The sequence below is a fragment of the Aureibaculum koreense genome (genome assembly GCF_034296135.1).
Classification (GTDB): domain Bacteria; phylum Bacteroidota; class Bacteroidia; order Flavobacteriales; family Flavobacteriaceae; genus Aureibaculum.
In genome coordinates this window covers 24,494-43,235 of sequence record NZ_JAXKVV010000021.1, presented here as the reverse complement: position 1 = coordinate 43,235, position 18,742 = coordinate 24,494, and the positions used below count along the sequence as shown (strand labels likewise).

Annotated in this window: 15 protein-coding genes and 1 tRNA gene; 6 read left to right on the top strand and 10 right to left on the bottom strand. The window is 33.5% G+C overall.

The features are described 5' to 3' along the window. Positions 1–112: 112 nt before the first annotated feature. The 6 genes from UMM65_RS14360 to folB form a co-directional block, all read right to left on the bottom strand. Positions 113–1,282 (bottom strand): type III secretion system chaperone family protein, encoded by a 1,170-nt coding sequence (locus tag UMM65_RS14360; protein WP_321977503.1) that lies wholly within the window; start codon positions 1,280–1,282, stop codon positions 113–115. 201 nt (positions 1,283–1,483) lie between these two features. After that, entirely contained in the window at positions 1,484–3,319 is a 1,836-nt protein-coding gene (locus UMM65_RS14355) for a M1 family metallopeptidase (protein WP_321977501.1), read from the bottom strand. Between the two features lie 189 nt (positions 3,320–3,508). Next, positions 3,509–5,212 carry a S8 family peptidase gene (locus UMM65_RS14350; RefSeq protein ID WP_321977499.1) on the bottom strand — a complete coding sequence of 568 codons (1,704 nt, stop codon included), beginning with the start codon at positions 5,210–5,212 and terminating at the stop codon, positions 3,509–3,511. 10 nt (positions 5,213–5,222) lie between these two features. Beyond that, entirely contained in the window at positions 5,223–6,083 is an 861-nt protein-coding gene (locus tag UMM65_RS14345) for an MBL fold metallo-hydrolase (RefSeq protein WP_321977498.1), read from the bottom strand. A gap of 242 nt (positions 6,084–6,325) precedes the next feature. Further along, positions 6,326–6,396, bottom strand: a tRNA-Cys gene (locus UMM65_RS14340). A 57-nt stretch (positions 6,397–6,453) separates the two neighbouring features. After that, on the bottom strand, positions 6,454–6,810 hold the full coding sequence (gene folB / locus UMM65_RS14335; RefSeq protein WP_321977496.1) for a dihydroneopterin aldolase: 357 nt from the start codon (positions 6,808–6,810) through the stop codon (positions 6,454–6,456). A 65-nt stretch (positions 6,811–6,875) separates the two neighbouring features. Here folB and UMM65_RS14330 point away from each other — a divergent pair, with 65 nt between their 5' ends. Then, positions 6,876–8,462, top strand: a complete 1,587-nt coding sequence (locus UMM65_RS14330) for an FMN-binding glutamate synthase family protein (RefSeq protein ID WP_321977494.1) — start codon at positions 6,876–6,878, stop codon at positions 8,460–8,462. Here UMM65_RS14330 and fbp read toward each other — a convergent pair whose 3' ends face one another. Continuing rightward, positions 8,463–9,485 (bottom strand): class 1 fructose-bisphosphatase, encoded by a 1,023-nt coding sequence (gene fbp, locus UMM65_RS14325; RefSeq protein WP_321977492.1) that lies wholly within the window; start codon positions 9,483–9,485, stop codon positions 8,463–8,465. It abuts the gene before it with no gap. A 62-nt stretch (positions 9,486–9,547) separates the two neighbouring features. Between fbp and UMM65_RS14320 the strand changes: the two genes are divergently transcribed. From UMM65_RS14320 to UMM65_RS14305, 4 genes are read left to right on the top strand one after another with little or no spacing between them, the layout of a single operon-like run. Further along, the gene (locus tag UMM65_RS14320; protein ID WP_321977490.1) at positions 9,548–10,024 is read left to right on the top strand and encodes a GNAT family N-acetyltransferase; all 477 of its coding nucleotides are present in this window, start codon (positions 9,548–9,550) and stop codon (positions 10,022–10,024) included. A 17-nt stretch (positions 10,025–10,041) separates the two neighbouring features. Further along, positions 10,042–11,292, top strand: coding sequence for an aspartate kinase (locus tag UMM65_RS14315; protein WP_321977488.1), 1,251 nt, complete (start codon positions 10,042–10,044; stop codon positions 11,290–11,292). Positions 11,293–11,326: 34 nt separating this feature from the next. After that, on the top strand, positions 11,327–13,135 hold the full coding sequence (locus UMM65_RS14310) for a lysophospholipid acyltransferase family protein (protein ID WP_321977486.1): 1,809 nt from the start codon (positions 11,327–11,329) through the stop codon (positions 13,133–13,135). Then, positions 13,136–14,134 carry an NAD(P)H-dependent glycerol-3-phosphate dehydrogenase gene (locus UMM65_RS14305; RefSeq protein ID WP_321977484.1) on the top strand — a complete coding sequence of 333 codons (999 nt, stop codon included), beginning with the start codon at positions 13,136–13,138 and terminating at the stop codon, positions 14,132–14,134. It begins immediately after the preceding gene. 69 nt (positions 14,135–14,203) lie between these two features. Here the strand turns inward: UMM65_RS14305 and UMM65_RS14300 are convergent, their stop codons facing one another. Continuing rightward, positions 14,204–15,532: an aspartate kinase gene (locus UMM65_RS14300; RefSeq protein WP_321977483.1), complete on the bottom strand. Its 1,329-nt coding sequence runs from the start codon at positions 15,530–15,532 to the stop codon at positions 14,204–14,206. Positions 15,533–15,630: 98 nt separating this feature from the next. Between UMM65_RS14300 and UMM65_RS14295 the strand changes: the two genes are divergently transcribed. Then, a complete protein-coding gene (locus tag UMM65_RS14295) occupies positions 15,631–16,290 on the top strand; it encodes a hypothetical protein (protein ID WP_321977482.1) in 660 nt (219 codons plus the stop codon). Positions 16,291–16,379: 89 nt separating this feature from the next. Here the strand turns inward: UMM65_RS14295 and UMM65_RS14290 are convergent, their stop codons facing one another. Then, positions 16,380–17,459, bottom strand: coding sequence for an HpaII family restriction endonuclease (locus UMM65_RS14290; protein WP_321977481.1), 1,080 nt, complete (start codon positions 17,457–17,459; stop codon positions 16,380–16,382). Continuing rightward, the gene (locus tag UMM65_RS14285; protein WP_321977480.1) at positions 17,456–18,721 is read right to left on the bottom strand and encodes a DNA cytosine methyltransferase; all 1,266 of its coding nucleotides are present in this window, start codon (positions 18,719–18,721) and stop codon (positions 17,456–17,458) included. Before UMM65_RS14285 ends, UMM65_RS14290 begins: the two co-directional genes overlap by 4 nt. Between the last annotated feature and the right edge of the window lie 21 nt (positions 18,722–18,742).

Here is an 18,742-nt window from a genome sequence, read left to right as displayed (position 1 = left end):
TTTTCCGATTTACCTCTCCTTGGGAGAGGTCAGAATTACTATTTTCAGTAATTCTGGGTGAGGTTAAAATAAAATTTAGTATTCCTTTTAATTATAACTTCATAAATTTTATTTAACTGAAAAGTTTTGAAAAGATTCCTTTTTTGGCTGATTTTCTGGTGGGTATGGCCGTTCCATTTAACAAACCATTATAAGTTGCCAATAATTTTGGTGCTGCTGCAACAGGATCTAAACCAGAGACATTTTCTAGCACATCGTAAATAGCATTGAGTTGACCTTCTTCTAAATTGTAACTATAAATTACATGTAGAAATGAAAATTGCAAATAATAGCACAACGAAAAATTGTCGCGATCTTTTACATAGTTATTTACAATATTCTCTCTATTTTTCATATTATCCTGAATAATTTCAGTAGAACTACGCCATTTTAGAGAAACCAATGCATCGGCATTATAGATATTTTTAAAATATTCTTCTTTGGTCATTGCACATAATTTTTTCATAAAATTGGTGCCTTTGTCTATTCTAAATTGAAAATCAATATCGCCATTGAACATATTGCTTACATATTCCTGTAGTTTTGTTCTTAAGGTACCGTGTACATAAGGCATGTTTACAATTTTTAGAATTGAAATTACAATAATGTCCCACTGGAAATTATCCCATCTCTTTTCTTTGAAAAATGCACTATAATTTTGATAGTCTTTTAAAACATCTTCAATTTGTTGCCATGCCCTTTCTTGGTTTTCAGGTGTTAACGGGGTTACTTTAGGTTCTTGATAAAAATCGGCTTTGTATTTTTCTACAAATTCATCGTCGTAATCATCGGCATATACGCAGACATCACGTAAAACATCATATACTTTATAAGGTTGGCACAAACTTAATGGCATGTCATAACCAAACCATAAAGTATCATCCTTTAAATGGATTTGAGCCAACGTAAGTGGACTAAAATTAACCTCTCCAACTTTTCTCAAGAGAGCTATTTTATTGGTGTTATCTGTAATCTTAAGAAAAGGAGCTTTTACTTTAAATTCTTTTTCAGTAACTTCTAGATTTACTAAAGCCGAACCTTGACCTCTTTCAATGGTAAAATTACCGCTTGTATCAACACCTTCTAAAAGTGTACTGTTCATATAGTTTAAAGTGTGGATTAAGGCCTCTTTGTATTTTTTTTCATCAAACGCATCTAAGGCTTTGTCCCAATAAGAAACACTCGTTTTAGGATCGTGGGAGTCTTTTAAAGGACGTTGAAATTTCGGAAGTACATTGTTCATAATTTGGTAGGTTATTAAATTGATATCTTTTTTTAACGAACTGTTAAATATTTTATTTGATACAAAGATGAATAGTTTTTGAAAAGTGATACCAACCGAATTTGGCTAAAATGAGTCCCCTGAAAATTGGGGTAAAAGTAAAAACCTGCCCTTTTAAATGAATTAAAGGACAGGTTATTAAAGTTTTGTAGATAGTGAATACTATTCTTTTTCTAAACTAAAACTATTATTGGTATCATCCACATCCGCCATTAATTTTGATGGATTGATCTCAACCGATTTGATTGTTTTTTTTGTGCTAAAAGTATAAGTAGGGGCAACCCACGACCAATCATTTAAAATAGTAGCTGTTGTTGGTTTTCCGCCCAACATCATCCGTAGAGGGATATAAAAATTTTCTTCAGTACCATCGGTATAAACCACTTTTAGATCAATGGGCATGGGCATTTTTCCGATTCGCTTTAAATGAACTTCATTTGTTTTTACACTATCAATCGCATAATCTATTGTTGCTGTAGTTTGTGCGAAATAATTCAAATACCAGTCTAATTGCAACCCAGAAACTTTTTCGGCGGTTCGTTTTATATCATTAGGGGTTGGGTGTTTAAACTTAAAATCGTTATAATATTTTTTAATCGTTTTTTGAAGATTTTCTTCACCAATAATATAGCCCAATTGGGCCAAAAATACCGCACCTTTACTGTAAGCCGAATTGCTATATGCGTAATTATAGGTGTAATGGTCGGCATATGTTGTTAACGGTTCCTCTATTCCAGATTTAGCCAACCTTAGATAGCCTCTATAAGAACCCGCACTTGGGTTTTCTTTATTTTGATTTAATATGTCGTTCATTGCAAGGCTAGAGAAGTACGAAGTAAAACCTTCGTCCATCCATTCGTGCTTAATTTCATTGGTTGCCAACAAAAATTGAAACCAACTATGTGCTAATTCATGAGCGGTAACTCCAACCAATGAGCCAAAATTACGTCCACCGGTAATTAATGTACACATAGCGTATTCCATACCACCATCACCACCTTGAATTACAGAATATTGTTTATATGGATATTGCCCAATGTGTTTGTTAAAGTAGGATAGTAATTCTGCTGTTTTAGGTTGTAACTTTTTCCAGTTTTCAATTATTTCTTTATCATTTTTATAAAGAAAATGTAGGGTTACATCATTTTCGCCCTTAATCTTATCATGAATATAATCCGGGTCAGCTGCCCAAGTAAAATCATGAACGTTCGGTGCTTTAAAATGCCAAGTTAATTTTTTTGTTTTCTTTTTATGTATTACTTCATTTTCAGAATAACCATGACCTATTTCATCAGGATTTTGCAAATAGCCCGAGCCGCCAATGGTATAATTTTTATCTATGGTGATTTTCACATCAAAATTTCCCCAAACACCGTGAAATTCTCTCGCTATGTACTGATTTGCTTGCCATCCCTCAAAATCGTATTCAGCTAATTTAGGATACCACTGTGCCATTGATAGAGCCACGCCTTCTTCACTATTTCTTCCAGAACGCCTAATTTGCAAAGGTACTTGGCCTTTAAAGTTCATATCGAAAACTGTTTTTGCACCAGGAAGAATTGGAGTATTTAAAGTTACTTTTAAAATAGTACCTATTACCTCGTGTTTAACATCCTTTCCATCCTGTTTTAAAGAATTAACTTTAATAAAACCAATTTCATCAGGTTTTAATTTTGCGATTCTGCTTTCGTAAATAGGGGCTTCTTTTGTGCCAATATTCTTGACCATTCTTCCATCCGGATCTGCAATATTCTGCAATCTAATATCCATATCGCTACCTGGTTGAAAAGCATTAAACTGCAAGTGATAAAAAACTTTATCTAATGTATCGGGACTATTATTGGTATAGACTAACTTTTGAGTGCCATCATATTGATAATTTTCAACATTCATATCAATTTCCATGGTGTAGTCAACATGTTGTTGCCAATAACCAGTATTTTGGGCAGTTAAGGAAAAGGTAATTATTAAAGCTAAAAAAGAGGTAATTTTTCTCATTATAAAATGTGTTTTTAAAATGTGCAAGATACTAATAGCAAGTTTGATACCAAAAAAAAGAAAAGCCCAAAAAATTAATTTTTTGGGCTTTTAATCTACGTTTTTTGTTTTTAGATTAATAAGTTGTCAACCTATTTAAGGACAAGACACGGTTCATACCGAGCTCATAACCTAAACTAACTATACGTCTTATTTCACAGACATTTTCTCCGCCATAACCAATGCATTGTAAGCATTTAAAATTTTGCCGGAAATTGATAAATCTACAAACATTGCTTTGCTGGAATCGCTACCTGGTCTAATGACCTGTTTTTTAAATTCAATACCCGAGTCCATGATAATTTTTTTGACCTGACCAGCAGTTAAATCTGGATAATAAGAGCGTATCAAAGCAGCTACACCAGCAACTTCAGGAGCTGCCATAGAGGTGCCCTGAATAGATTCGTATTCATTTTTAGGCACGGTAGAATAAATTTCTAATCCAGGAGCAAAAATATCTACATTCTTTTTGCCATAATTGGAAAAAGAAGCTACTAATTTATCATCAAAATGACGGGTCATAGCACCAACAGTAATTACATTATCGGCAAATTCTGTTATTTTATCTTTGGAGTCATTAGGAAAATTTTCTGCACTGTCAATATCGCTACCGTCATTACCAGCGGCATGTACTAAAAGTACATCTTTTTCTTCAGCATATTTTATAGCATCATACACCCATTCTGCATTTGGCGAATAGCTTTTCCCAAAGCTCATATTTATCACTTTTGCCCCATTGTCAACAGCATATCTTATGGCTAAAGCTACATCTTTATCATATTCATCACCATCTGGCACTGCTCTAATTGCCATAATTTTAACATTATGGGCAACACCGTTCATACCAATACCGTTATTGCGTTCAGCAGCTATGATACCGGCAACATGAGTACCGTGCATTTCTCCATCTTTAGAACCAATTACATAAGGGTTGCCATAGCCAACATCATTAATATCATAAGGATCATCTCCTGCAACCCTACCGTTAAAATCAATTTTATATTGAGAATTCAGTTGATTGCTGTAATGATCTATAATACCATCTAATTGTTTGAATGCACCATCAACGGAATCTCCACTACTTAAAATTCTCATCATAGTAAATTTACCTTGTTGCAACATTTGATCGTCAAATTTTATGGCATTAAGATTGTCAACGTTCATTTCCTTACCAGCCAATATTTTAGTAACTGTATCATTAGCTTTTATAACCATTTCTTTAATGGCTTTATATTGATTGACCTGAGCTTCAGCATTTTTATTTTTCTCATCAATAATTTTCTTTAGCTTGGTAAATAATTCAAAATCAGCTTTATCGGCTTCGGTAATATCTTCAGCAGATTTACCATCAAATTTCGGCATCCATTTCTTTACCATTCTGGTCATTTCCAATTGTTCCGGGTTGGTTGTGCCTTTTTCGCCACCTAAGAAATTCCACCCATGTATATCATCAATATAGCCATTGTTGTCATCATCTTTTTTATTACCTGCAATTTCATCCTCGTTTACCCAAACTACATCGTCCAGATCTTCGTGTTCAATGTCTATACCTGAATCAATTACACCAACAATAACCGTTTCGCCTTTTTTGTTTTTTACAAAATCATAGGCTTTATTTAAACTAATTCCTGGTATTGAATCTGCAAAAATATCCATGTGGGGCCAAGCCTGTATTTCGGCCTTAGTCATTTCACCCAGTTTGGGTATTACACTGTCAGCTGTAATGATGGTTATTTCTTTCACATCATTATTAACTGAAGTAGATGTAGCACTTGTGGTATTTTTAGTTGTGCCACAACTTGTTATAAAAAGTGCTGTTAGGGCAACAGCAAAAAATGGTTTTAAAATTCTCATATTTAGTAAATTAATTAAAAATTTCGTTAAAAGTATAGGTTTTATTTAATCGTACTCCTTTTTCTGTATGTTTAACGGTACAGATTTCGTTGTGGGCATCATGTTCTAAAAAGAGCATGAAATTTTTCTCTGCCGCTAAATTTAAAAAGGTCTGTTTTTCATCTAAAGTTAATAAAGGTCTGGTGTCATATCCCATAACATAAGGTAACGGAATGTGTCCAACAGTTGGTAATAAGTCGGCCATAAAAACCAATGTTTGTCCTTTGTAATTTATATGTGGAATCATTTGTTTATCGGTATGACCATCTACAAATAAAATGCCAAAATTTAATTCAGAATTTTTAATGTAATTATCATTGGGTAGATTTACAAATTCTAATTGACCACTTTCTTTAATGGGATTTATATTTTCCTTTAAAAAGGATGCCTTTTCCCTGGCATTGGGTTCGGTTGCCCATTGCCAATGATTTTTATTGCTCCAAAATTTTGCATTTTTAAAAACGGGTTCAAATCCTGTTTTTTCTTTGTTGAATTGGATGCTGCCGCCACAATGATCAAAGTGCAAATGTGTTAAAAAAACATCGGTAATATCATTTGGATTAAAGCCTAATTTAATCAAAGAATTTTCAAGGGTAGCATCTCCATACAGGTGATAATGGCCGAAAAATTTATCGGATTGTTTATTGCCTAGACCGGTATCAATAAGAATTAATCTATCGCCATCTTCGATCAAAAGGCAACGCATGCACATTTCAATAAGATTGTTAGCGTCGGCAGGATTTGTTTTTTGCCACAATACCTTAGGTACTACACCGAACATGGCTCCGCCATCTAGCTTAAAATTGCCTGTTTCTATAGGGTAAACCTTCATTTTTTTGTTAAAAGGTTACAAATATCCTTAAAATTAGCTAAATAATTGTTAAATATATGAGAAAAAGTTCAGAGTTATGGGTTCGGAGTTATGAGTTTTTGAGAGGAGGTGCAACGTACTCTTAGCAAATAACTATTGATGATTAACAAACTGCAAGACGAAAGCGAGGTTTTTGAATTTTCGCATAAAAAACTTAGTAACAAAAAGTCTTACATCTAAAATTTAATATCTACATAAAAAAGAGGCGTCGAGCGGATTCGAACCGCTGTACAAGCTTTTGCAGAGCTCTGCCTAGCCACTCGGCCACAACGCCTTTTGTTTTAAAGGCTACAAATTTAAACAAATTAATAGGTAAATCATAAAATAACAACTATTTTTTCTTGGACATTTTAATAGTCACCAATGCTACATTTCCACCTATTGGCGGGTTGACTTTAGAAACTTCGACAGTAGCTTTTTTTACTGTGGGTATTTCTTTAAAAATTCTATTTAATATTTTATCGGCAACGGTTTCCAGTAGCTTGGTTCTGATTGCCATTTCTTCTTTTATAATCTTATTAAGATGCACATAATCAACAGTATCAGTAAGATTGTCGCTTTTGGCGGATTTAGAGAGGTCCGTTTTAACGGCCAGATCAACCCTGTATTCAGAACCTATTTTTCCTTCTTCATCTAAACAACCGTGGTAAGCATATAATCTGATACTCCTTATTTTTATGATTCCCATATTTAAAATATTTTGGTAAATATAAATTATTATTGTTTCTTGTTCAATAGTAAAATCAACTATCTATGAAAGCTCGTGAACTCTTTATAACAATAAGTACAATAGTGGTAATTACTGTTGTAGGTATTTCGTTTTTTTGGACACCAATTTTATGGAGTTTTATCCTTATAGGGCCATTAATTTTAATGGGAGTTTTTGATATGCTGCAAAAGCATCATACCATAAGAAGAAATTTTCCATTAATTGGCAGATTTAGATATGTTCTGGAATCTATCAGACCTGAAATAATGCAATATTTTGTTGAGACAGATACAGAAGGAAGACCTTTGAATAGAATTTTAAGATCATTGGTATATAGACGGGCAAAAAAAGTAAACGATACCGAACCTTTCGGTACACAAATGAATTTGTACCACTCGGGATATGAGTGGATGGAACATTCCATGTATGCCAAAAACAACCCGAAAGAGATAGGAAAATTTCCAAGGCTTACAATTGGCGGATCAGAATGTAAACAACCTTATAGTTCAAGCTTATTGAATATTTCGGCAATGAGTTTTGGTTCTTTGAGCACCAATGCAGTCATGGCATTGAACAAGGGAGCGAAAATGGGCAATTTTGCACATAATACGGGTGAGGGCGGTATAAGTCCTTATCATTTAAAACATGGAGGCGATTTAATTTGGCAAGTCGGTACAGGATATTTTGGTTGTAGAAACGATGATGGCACTTTTAACGAAAATACCTTTAGAGAAAATGCTCTAAAACCCGAGGTAAAAATGATTGAGATCAAATTATCTCAAGGTGCAAAACCAGGTCATGGAGGTATATTGCCAGCTTCAAAAAACACACCAGAAATTGCGGCAATAAGACATGTAAAACCAGGGGTAGCTGTCCATTCACCACCATCGCATTCTGCTTTTGGGAACCCAATAGCGTTTATGCACTGGATTAAAAAGTTGCGTGATTTATCCGATGGTAAACCAATCGGATTCAAATTATGTCTTGGTAGAAAACAGGAGTTTATGGATTTTTGCGAAGCTATGATCTGTACTGGAATAAAACCCGACTTTATTACTGTTGATGGTGGCGAAGGTGGTACAGGTGCAGCTCCGGTCGAATTTGCAAATTCCATCGGAATGCCTTTGCGTGAAGGATTGGTTTTTGTGCATGACACCTTAAGGGGTTTTGGATTACGAAAAGATATCAAAGTCATTGTTGCGGGTAAAATTATAACTGGTTTTCATATAGCGAGAGCTATTGCTCTGGGAGCAGACGGATGCAATAGTGCCAGGGCCATGATGTTATCGATTGGCTGTATTCAAGCCTTGCAGTGTAACAATAATACTTGTCCGGTCGGTGTAGCAACACAAAATAAATCTTTAGTCAAGGGGTTGGTTGTTGATGACAAAGCCATTAGAGCTAAAAATTATCATGAAACGACCATTCACAGTTTTTTAGAATTAATTGCCGCAGCTGGTTTAGACGGGCCTTATGATCTGGAACGAAAGCATATAAACAAACGTGTAGGGATGTATAACGTATTGACGTACGATGAGATATATCCACCTATTGAAGAAGGATGTTTGCTCAATTTCGATACCGTACCGGAAAGTTATAAAAAGTTTTTTGAGCTGACTAGGATAATGTAACTATGAATAGTTAGCATCCTCAGGATAATTATTCATAAATTTTTCTGCCGTTTCAACCATGTTTATACTGCCACAGAAAAAGGGTACACGTTGGTGCAGCTCAGTAGGTTTAATATCCATGATTCGCCTATAGCCATCAGAGGCTTTACCACCCGCTTGTTCTGCTAAAAATGCCATGGGGTTACATTCGTACAACAAACGCAATTTTCCTTTTGGTGCTTTAGAACTTGTGGGGTAGATGTAAATTCCACCTTTAATCATATTTCTGTGAAAATCAGAAACTAAAGAACCAATATAACGCGAAGTATATGGTCTATCACCCTCCTCCATTTGACAATATTTTAGATAATCTTTTACACCTTGTGGAAAATGAACATAGTTGCCTTCATTTATCGAATAAATAATGCCGTTTTTTGGAAATGTCAAATTAGGATGCGATAAATAAAAAGTACCGATTGCGGGATTCAACGTAAATCCGTTTACGCCATGGCCAGAGGTATATACCAACATGGTTGAGGTGCCATAAACAATATAACCAGCGGCAACTTGCTTGTGGCCTTCTTGTAAAAAATCTTCTAACTGAACAGGAGTTCCTTCTGGGGTAACTCTTCTATAAATCGAAAAAATAGTTCCTACCGATACGTTTACATCAACATTTGAAGAACCGTCAAGTGGGTCTATAAGTACAACATATTTATTATTATTGGCTTTATCATTGCCTGAAATTGTTACAAAATCATCTTCCTCTTCACTGGCAATGCCACAAACAATTTGTCGGTTGGTAAGGGTTTCCATAAAAATGGTATTGGCATAAACATCCAATTTCTGTTGGTCTTCCCCCTGAATATTGGTATCACCTGCGGCTCCCAAAATATCTACCAACCCCGCTTTATTTACTTCGTGATTGACAACCTTTGCAGCTAAACGCAGTGAATTTATGAGCCTAGAAAGCTCACCGGAAGAATATTTAAACTGTTTTTGGTTTTCAATAATAAACTCTCCTAAGGTGCTGTGTTGTTGCATTTTAATTGATTTGGTCAGAATATATACAAATAACGTTAAATTTGTGCAAACATTATCAAATTATGAGTTTTAAAATTAGAGAAGCACAACCAAAAGACATGGAATCGGTACTAAAACTGATTACCGAATTGGCGGTTTTTGAAAAAGAACCAGATGCCGTAGAAATATCAGTAGAAGATTTGCTGGAAAACGGTTTTAAGGAAAATCCCGCTTTTTACATATATGTGGCGGAAATGGACGGCGAAATTGTGGGGATGGCTCTTTTTTATTACAGATTTTCGACTTGGGCGGGCATTTCACTTCACCTTGAAGATTTAATCGTAACGCAACAATACAGACAAAAAGGAATTGGAAAAGCCTTATATGACAAGGTATTGAATTTTGCAGTTGAAAACGATATTAATAGAGTAGAGTGGGTGGTTTTAGATTGGAACACACCAGCTGTAGATTTTTATAAAAGTACTGGTGCTACCGTATTTGAAGAGTGGAACATCTGCCAAATGCCACGAAAAAAGATTGAAGAATATTTATTGAAATAGCATATCACTTTTATTAAATGAAGATATTTAAATTTGGAGGGGCATCAATTAAAGACACAGCAGGGGTTAAAAATTTAGTTCGGGTATTAAATCAGGTCGGTTACCAAAATGTGCTAATAGTAATTTCTGCCATGGGTAAAATGACCAATGCTTTTGAAAAAATAGCAGATGCTTATTTTTATAAAAAAGAAGAATTACCCTTATTGATAAAAGAGGTAAGAGATTACCATTATTCAATTGCAAACGAGTTATTTAAAAATAGAAATCATACTGTTTTTTCCGAAATAGAAATGCTTTTTATAAGGATGTCCGGTTTTATGATTCAAAATAAATCAACGGATCGTAATTTTGTTTATGACCAAATTGTGAGCGTTGCAGAACTGATTTCTACAAAAATTGTAAGCAATTATTTAAATGAATTGCAAATTGAAAATACTTGGGTTGATGTTAGAGAACTCATCAAAACAAATAGTGATTATAGAGACGCTAAAGTAAATTGGCAGCTAACGGAACAAATAATTGCTAAGAAAATTAATCCCAAAAAACTTTATGTTACACAAGGGTTTATATCGCAAGATAGTTATGGCAATACTACCACATTGGGCAGAGAAGGTTCAGACTATACGGCGGGTATTTTTGCGTATTGTCTAAACGCTAAGAGTTTAACCATTTGGAAAGATGTTGACGGTGTGTTAAATGCAGATCCTCGTTATTTTAAGAAAACACAATTACTTGAACAAATATCATATACCGAAGCTATAGAATTAGCTTTTTACGGAGCCTCGGTAATTCACCCTAAAACATTACAACCTTTGCAAAAAAAGGAAATTCCTTTGTATGTAAAGTCATTTTTCAATCCAAAAAATAAGGGTACGTATGTAAGTAGGGGGAAACACATTGTACCTGAAATACCATGTTTTATCGTTAAGAAAAATCAGTTATTGCTTTCAATTTCTTCTATAGATTTTTCTTTTGTCGTAGAGCAAAATATTAGCGAAATATTCGGTCTACTTCATCTATATAAAATAAAGGTAAATTTGATTCAAAACTCGGCCATTAGTTTTTCAATTTGTATGGAAGATAATTATAATATGTTTCAAGAGTTGTTAACTGAATTGAGCAATAAATATAAAGTAGTTTATTTAAAAGGTGTTTCTTTATATACCATTAGACATTTTAACGAAGAAGCTATTAAGGAAATGGAACTAAACAATAAAGTATTGTTAAAACAATCAACTAAAGAAACTACACAGATAGTAGTTCAATAAATTTTCTATCTTTGAAGGCTGACAAAAACCCACAATGGAATTAGTATCTTCTAAAGAAATTGCCAAAGTAGTACACCTAGACAAGTATGGTTTTGTGGGTACTTTTATGGGTTGGATTTTACTAAAAACACTCCGCATATCAAAGCTCAATAGGATTTATAATAAACATAAGGACAAAAACGATGTTGAATTTCTAAATGCGATTTTAGATGAGGTTCAAATTAAATTTGAAATACCGGAAGAAGATTTAAAACGCATTCCAAAAGAAGGAGCATTTATAAGTGTTTCCAATCATCCATTAGGCGGTATTGATGGCATTTTATTGTTAAAACTTTTGGTAGAAAAAAGACCTGACTATAAAATTGTTGCCAATTTTTTATTGCACAGAATTGAACCGCTAAAACCATATGTGATGCCTGTAAATCCTTTTGAGGATAGAAAGGACGCCAAATCTAGCGTTACGGGTATAAAAAACGCTTTACAACATTTAAAGGATGGATATCCATTAGGGATTTTCCCAGCTGGTGAAGTATCAACGTATAAGGACGGTAAATTAATTGTAGATAAGCCTTGGGAAGAAGGTGCTATAAAATTAATCCATAAAGCCAATGTTCCTGTTATTCCAATTTATTTTCATGCTAAAAATAGCCGATTGTTCTATTTTCTGTCTAAAATAAACGATACATTAAGAACAGCTAAATTACCTTCGGAATTGTTGACTCAAAAAAGCAGAACAATTAAGGTCAGAATAGGTAAAGTAATTTCAGTACAAGACCAAAAAGAGCACGAAGATATTAGTGATTTTCACAACTTTTTGCGTAAGAAAACCTATATGCTGGCAAACCCTTTTGAGGTGAACAATAGGTTGATAAAAACACCATCTTTAAAAATACCCAAACAGCCTAAAGAGGTAATTCCACCAGTTTCTAAGGAGAAAATTAATAAAGAAATTGAAAATTTAAGATCTGTTGATGCTCGATTATTAGAAAGTAAAAATTATGAAGTTTTTTTGGCTGAAAGCGATAGAATACCTAATATTTTACGCGAAATAGGCAGGTTAAGAGAAATTACTTTTAGAGAAGTGGGCGAAGGCACAAACAATGCGATTGATGTTGATATTTATGATAAATACTACCAACATATGTTTTTGTGGGACAATTCCATAGATATGGTCGTTGGGGCTTACAGAATGGGTTTGGGAAAAGAAATTTATAAAAAGCATGGTATAAAAGGGTTTTACATCAGCACGTTATTTAGAATGGAGCCGGAGTTGTTTAATATGATGGAACAAACTATTGAAATGGGCAGGGCTTTTATCATAAAAGATTACCAACAGAAACCTATGCCTCTATTCTTATTATGGAAAGGTATTGTGCATGTTACCTTGAGATTTCCAGAGCATAAATATTTGATGGGTGGTGTTAGTATCAGCAATCAGTTTTCAAATTTCTCTAAATCTTTAATGATCGAGTTTATGAAATCTAATTATTATGATCCATATTTGGCCCAATATATCCACCCTAAAAAGGAATACAAGGTAAAATTAAACGATGTTGATAAAGATTTTGTTTTTGACGAAAGCAAATCAGACATGCAGAAATTTGATAAAATTATTGATGAGTTGGAACCTGGAGCCTTACGTTTACCTGTATTATTGAAAAAATACGTAAAACAAAATGCAAAATTGGTGGCGTTTAATGTTGACCCTAAATTTAATAATGCTATTGACGGTTTAATGTATATTAGAATAGCAGATTTACCGGAAAGTACGGTAAAACCCGTAATGGAAGAGTTTCAAGCAGAGTTAGAAAGAAAACTTTCCGAGAACGAGAATCATTTATAAATGAAAAAGAACAACTTAAAAATAGCGGTTTTTGGCGGAGGTAGTTGGGCAACCGCTATCGTAAAAATGCTGAGCGAAAATGTTGATGAAATAGGCTGGTATATGCGTAGTGCATATATCGTAGAGCACCTTAGGCTAAATTATCACAACCCCAAATATATTAGTTCTGTTGAATTTGATATCGATCAATTGATATTGAGCAATGATATTAACGAAATGGTCAATTATGCGGACTATTTAATTTTTGCCATTCCTTCTGCATTTCTAAATGAAGAATTAGAAAAGCTAACAACTCCGTTAGAGGGTAAAATTATTTTTTCCGCAATAAAAGGGATAATTCCAGAATCAGGTTTGATTGTTGGAGAACATTTTCACGAAAAGTATCAAATTCCTTACGAAAATATTGGTGTAATTACGGGGCCTTGCCATGCCGAAGAGGTTGCTTTAGAACGTTTATCCTATTTAACTTTAGCCTGTAGTGATGAGAAAAAAGCCGGGGTAATGAGCAACTTAGTGGCTAGCAGGTATATAAAAACGAAAACTTCAGATGATATTGTGGGTACAGAATACGCTGCTGTTTTAAAAAATATTTATGCCATTGCCGCTGGTATTGCCCACGGTGTTGGCTATGGAGATAATTTTCAAGCGGTTTTAATGTCCAATGCTATTAGGGAAATGAAACGCTTCATTAAAAAAGTACATAAAATGAAACGAAACATCAATAATTCAGCTTATTTGGGCGATTTGTTGGTTACCGGCTATTCGGTATTCAGTAGAAATAGAATGTTTGGTAACATGATTGGCAAAGGTTACACCGTAAAATCGGCGATGTTAGAAATGAGTATGATCGCCGAAGGTTATTATGCTACTAAAAGTGCTTATAAAATTAAAGACGAAAACGGGGCTAAAACACCAATAATTGATACCGTTTATAGAATTCTTTATGAGAACAAAGATCCAAAAAAGGAATTTGTTAAACTGACCGATATTTTAGACTAGCATATTGGAAATTCCAATTAACCCGAAAGAGCCTCAAGCCCGTTCGGGGTTTTAACAATCAAATTTATTTTAATACTTAACACTATTCTCAACGAACAGACCTTCGTTCAACAGATTCAACGCTTTAACCTTATCGCCCTTTTCAACCAACAGCGACATATTATATTGACTACCTCCATAAGAAATCATTCTAATGGGTACATCCGTTACGCAATTTAAAACGGAAGCACTAATACCTTTTCCGCTATGGGAAAAATTACCTGCCAAACAAATAATACTCATATCTGTATCATATTCTACTTTTCCAAAAGTATTTAGTTCCTCAATAATTTCCTTTAGATATTTCGGATTGTCAATAGTTAGAGAAACGGCAATTTCAGAAGTGGTAATCATGTCTATAGGAGTATGGTATTTTTCAAATACCTCAAATACATTTTTCAGAAAACCATATGCCATTAACATTCTATACGATTTTATTTTAATAGCAATAATACCGTCTTTGGCCGCAATGGCCCTAACACCAGTACTGTTTTTACAATTTTTAATCAATGTGCCTTTCGCGTTAGGATTAAAGGTGTTTTTTAATAAAACGGGAATATTATTTCTTTGAGCGGGAATTATACTTTGCGGATGTAAAATTTTTGCACCGAAATAGGCCAGCTCCGCAGCTTCGTCAAAAGTAATTTCACCAATTGGGAAGGTGTTTTCTACAAACCTAGGGTCGCTATTGTGCATACCGTCAATATCCGTCCAGATTTGGATTTCTGCAGCTCCCACCGCAGCACCTATTAATGATGCACTATAATCGCTACCACCTCTTTTTAAGTTGACAATTTCATTTTCAGAATTTAAGCAGATAAAACCTTGTGTAATAAAGGTTTTTTGATTAGTGTTTTTGGATAAAATTGCATTTAATTTTGTTCTGATTTTCTCGGGTTCAGGTTCTTCATTTGTATCAATAGACATAAAATCCAATGCAGAAATCAGCAAAGTATCATTACCTAACTCCGCCTGATAGATTTGAAATAAGTTGGTAGATATTATTTCCCCTTGAGCCAAAAATATCTTTTCATTTTTAGTAGGTTCGTTGGTAAAAGACCTTAATGCCTCAAATTTATCATTGATAAAAGTTTGAGCTTCTGAATGATACTTTTCAACGCTATAAAGTTCCTTTATTAGTTGATGGTAACTAGATTCAAGTTGGTTTATTAATGCCATTGCTTCTTCCCTTTTGCCAAGAGCTAAGCTTTCATTGATTTGAACAAGAGTATTTGTGGTTCCAGAAACTGCTGACAACACAACTATTTTCCTTTCGTTGCAACCATTTATTATTGCAGATACCTTCTTTATATTCTCTGCACTACCAACGGATGTTCCACCAAATTTAAAAACGATCATAAATTTAAAATTTTTTACAAAAATTGCCTAGTTCGTTTTGTTATGCAACTTTTTCATTTATTTTTACAAATTATAACAAATAGTTCAATTTTAAACAAATGAAGACCATTCAAGAGGCTGTAACGGCAATTATTAATAAAACACCTTTTATTGAAGAAGCCCTTTACGATAAATTAATAAACGTATCCTCTTTGGCAAGAGTTATTAAACCAGAGGTTGAGAAATTACTAAGAAAGGACATAAAAGAAGGAGCTATTATGATGGCAATTAACAGATTATCGCCCTCAAGTGTGTTGAAAGTTAGAAAAAATATAAAGAAAATTGCCTTGTCTTCTGGAGATTTTATTATGCGTTCAGACCTTTGCGATTATACCTATAAAAACACACCAACGTTGGTTTCTAAAATCACAAAATTATTAAATGATATAGGTAATGACAGTGATAATTTCTTTACCATTTCACAAGGTGTGTTTGAAACCAGTATTGTTATCAGTAAAAAAATAGAATCCAAAATAGAGAATAATTTTAAAGATGAAGAACTGCTGTGGTCTGCTTCAAATTTGGCATCTTTAACCATAAAATTGCCCAAATCAAACATAGAACAATCTGGAATTTATTACTTTATTTTAAAACAATTAGCTTGGGCAAATATACCTGTGCAAGAAGTGATTTCCACTACGCATGAAATTACTATTGTAGTTAAAGAAACGGATATAAAACAAACCTTTTCTATTTTGATGGATATGAAGTTGAGTTAGGTGAAATATATCCCTGATTTGTTTATACTTTCTTAAGTTGGTTACTTGGTAATTACTACCCCTTTTTTCCAGAAATTTTTTGGTATTACTTATTTCGTAAATCTTATTTGTAAATTAAGATTAAAATATAATTCTCCATTCTCTTTGTAAATTATTCCAAACCCGTGTCGAGAGGAACTAGCCGTATCGAGTTTCGTGTTATTTAACAGGTAATCTTCAAATTCATTTCGGTTATAAATGTGGTAACACAGAACACCACCATTTTCTTTTACAATCAAATATCCACCAGTCGCATCATATTTCCCAGTCCAAACTTTGGATGGCATCATTCCAAGTGCTACATCAGTTAAAAATCGTTTGATTTTGTATTCGTAAAATTTATGTTCGTTTTCAATATCGAAATTCAAAGGATTTTTATCCGCCACTATGTTGACTAAATCAGTTAAATTTGAAAATTGACTTGAATAAAAACCAAACACGATTTGTGATAGAATTTCAGGAAGTAAACTATCTATTAAAACTAGATTATTTGAAAATATTTGTCTTTCGGTTTTCACAAATTCAAATTTTCCACTTTTGCTTTGAATTTTAACGATTCGGTCCATTATTTTACTTCTCGAATCTATTGAATTAATTTGCTTAATGTCATTTTCTGCTAAATTAACACCAATAATTTTGTAAATGAAGTTTGTCGTTTTTCCCGCATTAAGTAGTGTAGAGGGACTGCCAAGTTGGGATTTTATGCTAAACCCAAGAACTGGTTCCTGATTTGTTCTTTGGTCGTGAACTATAATAGTAATATCAGTTTTTGCAGAGGAACTTGCCTTTAGAGAAAAGCAATTTATGGACTTCATAAATTCTTCAATTAAAGGGACAGAAAATGTTCTTTCATTATTTGCTTTTATCGCATTTAATAAAAAAATGGCTTTCTGCTTAAAATCTGAAATAGGAATTTTTAAGACTTTTTCATTCCCAGAAACTAAAATTATTTCATCTTTGATAGAATATTCAAAATTTCCATTGTTTTCTGTACGAAGTATTTTGATTATTGGATAAACTAAACCTTCTAACTTTTCAATGTCTTTGTCCCCTAGAAATAATTCTTTATCTCCCAATAATTTGAAAAGAGCATAAATTTCACTCCATTCACCTTTATTTCCTGTAATCATTTGCGGTAAAGTTTTTCTATTATTTTTTCCGCTGTTGCCTGAATTGCTGGAACTGCCACCGAATTTCCAAATTGTTTATATGCTTGTGTGTCTGAAACTACAATTTTAAAATTGTCAGGAAAGCCTTGAAGTCTTGCCCATTCTCTTGGTGTCATTTTTCTTATTCCATCTCTGTTTACTTCTCCTGTAATATGGGTAACAGGAACAAAATTTGTCAATCTATCATCCAATACTAAATTCCTTTCTCTTCCCATTCCTCCACAAACTACGGCATTTGCAGTTCCGTCATTTGGGATTATTTCATAGCCAAAACCGTTACCTTTACTTTCGTGTCTCTCTCTGTGATTTTTTAAGGTTTGAACGTAAGTTGTTGAAAGGTAGTATTTTACAGAGACTTCATTTTTTTCCAAAATATCTTCTAAAATCGAATCTTTGTTTGTTGGTTCTGGATACTGAAAGTCACTAATTCCTAAATCTTTTCTGAAACCTACAATGAAAATCCTTTCGCGATTTTGAGGAACTCCAAATTCTTTAGCATTTAAAATTTGAGGTTCGGGAACATCATAGTTTAAATCTTCTCGAAGTACATTTAAAATTGTGGCTAAGGTTTTTCCTTTGTCGTGATTTCTTAATCCTTTTACGTTTTCAAGAAAAATTGCCTTTGGCTGTTTCTTTTTTATGATTTCTGCAACATCAAAAAACAATGTTCCTCTTGTGTCTTCAAATCCACCACGTCTCCCAGCTATCGAAAATGCTTGACAGGGAAAACCTGCACAAAGCACATCAAAATTGTCAGGAATATAATTTTTTGTTTTGGGTTTTGTAATATCTCCAAATGGTATTTCGCCAAAGTTCGCTTTGTAAGTTTGTTTTGAATATTTGTCCCATTCGCTTGTGAATACGCATTTGCCTTTTAAGTTTTGCAAAGCTAAGCGAAATCCACCAATACCAGCAAAAAGGTCTATGAATTTGAATTTTGGTTTTTCAGGTGCGGGAAATGGAACTGATTTATTAAGGTCGAATATTAGATATTGTAGAGCTTCTTCTGCAACTTTATTAGTTACTTTTTCTGTTGGATATTCCTTTTCCAAAATTTCTTTCACATAAGAAAGTGCATCCTTTTTGTAAAATTGAGAAACTCCGTTTTTATAATTGTGTAAATAGTGTGTAAAAGAAGCAGGTTTAGAATCATCAGGAGCAACTACTTTTATTTCAAATAGTTGTCCGTCAATGTTTTCTATATCAATTCTTTCTTTTAGCATAATTTTTATTTAGTTGCACAA

What these genes read in the sequence shown, in the direction of transcription:
- UMM65_RS14295 (WP_321977482.1), top strand. Translation starts at nt 15,631, where the DNA reads ATGAAGACCATTCAAGAGGCTGTAACGGCAATTATTAATAAAACACCT.
- folB (WP_321977496.1), bottom strand. Translation starts at nt 6,810, where the DNA reads ATGGGAATCATAAAAATAAGGAGTATCAGATTATATGCTTACCACGGT.
- UMM65_RS14310 (WP_321977486.1), top strand. Translation starts at nt 11,327, where the DNA reads ATGGAATTAGTATCTTCTAAAGAAATTGCCAAAGTAGTACACCTAGAC.
- UMM65_RS14320 (WP_321977490.1), top strand. Translation starts at nt 9,548, where the DNA reads ATGAGTTTTAAAATTAGAGAAGCACAACCAAAAGACATGGAATCGGTA.
- UMM65_RS14285 (WP_321977480.1), bottom strand. Translation starts at nt 18,721, where the DNA reads ATGCTAAAAGAAAGAATTGATATAGAAAACATTGACGGACAACTATTT.
- UMM65_RS14300 (WP_321977483.1), bottom strand. Translation starts at nt 15,532, where the DNA reads ATGATCGTTTTTAAATTTGGTGGAACATCCGTTGGTAGTGCAGAGAAT.
- UMM65_RS14315 (WP_321977488.1), top strand. Translation starts at nt 10,042, where the DNA reads ATGAAGATATTTAAATTTGGAGGGGCATCAATTAAAGACACAGCAGGG.
- UMM65_RS14330 (WP_321977494.1), top strand. Translation starts at nt 6,876, where the DNA reads ATGAAAGCTCGTGAACTCTTTATAACAATAAGTACAATAGTGGTAATT.
- UMM65_RS14345 (WP_321977498.1), bottom strand. Translation starts at nt 6,083, where the DNA reads ATGAAGGTTTACCCTATAGAAACAGGCAATTTTAAGCTAGATGGCGGA.
- UMM65_RS14305 (WP_321977484.1), top strand. Translation starts at nt 13,136, where the DNA reads ATGAAAAAGAACAACTTAAAAATAGCGGTTTTTGGCGGAGGTAGTTGG.
- fbp (WP_321977492.1), bottom strand. Translation starts at nt 9,485, where the DNA reads ATGCAACAACACAGCACCTTAGGAGAGTTTATTATTGAAAACCAAAAA.
- UMM65_RS14355 (WP_321977501.1), bottom strand. Translation starts at nt 3,319, where the DNA reads ATGAGAAAAATTACCTCTTTTTTAGCTTTAATAATTACCTTTTCCTTA.
- UMM65_RS14290 (WP_321977481.1), bottom strand. Translation starts at nt 17,459, where the DNA reads ATGATTACAGGAAATAAAGGTGAATGGAGTGAAATTTATGCTCTTTTC.
- UMM65_RS14360 (WP_321977503.1), bottom strand. Translation starts at nt 1,282, where the DNA reads ATGAACAATGTACTTCCGAAATTTCAACGTCCTTTAAAAGACTCCCAC.
- UMM65_RS14350 (WP_321977499.1), bottom strand. Translation starts at nt 5,212, where the DNA reads ATGAGAATTTTAAAACCATTTTTTGCTGTTGCCCTAACAGCACTTTTT.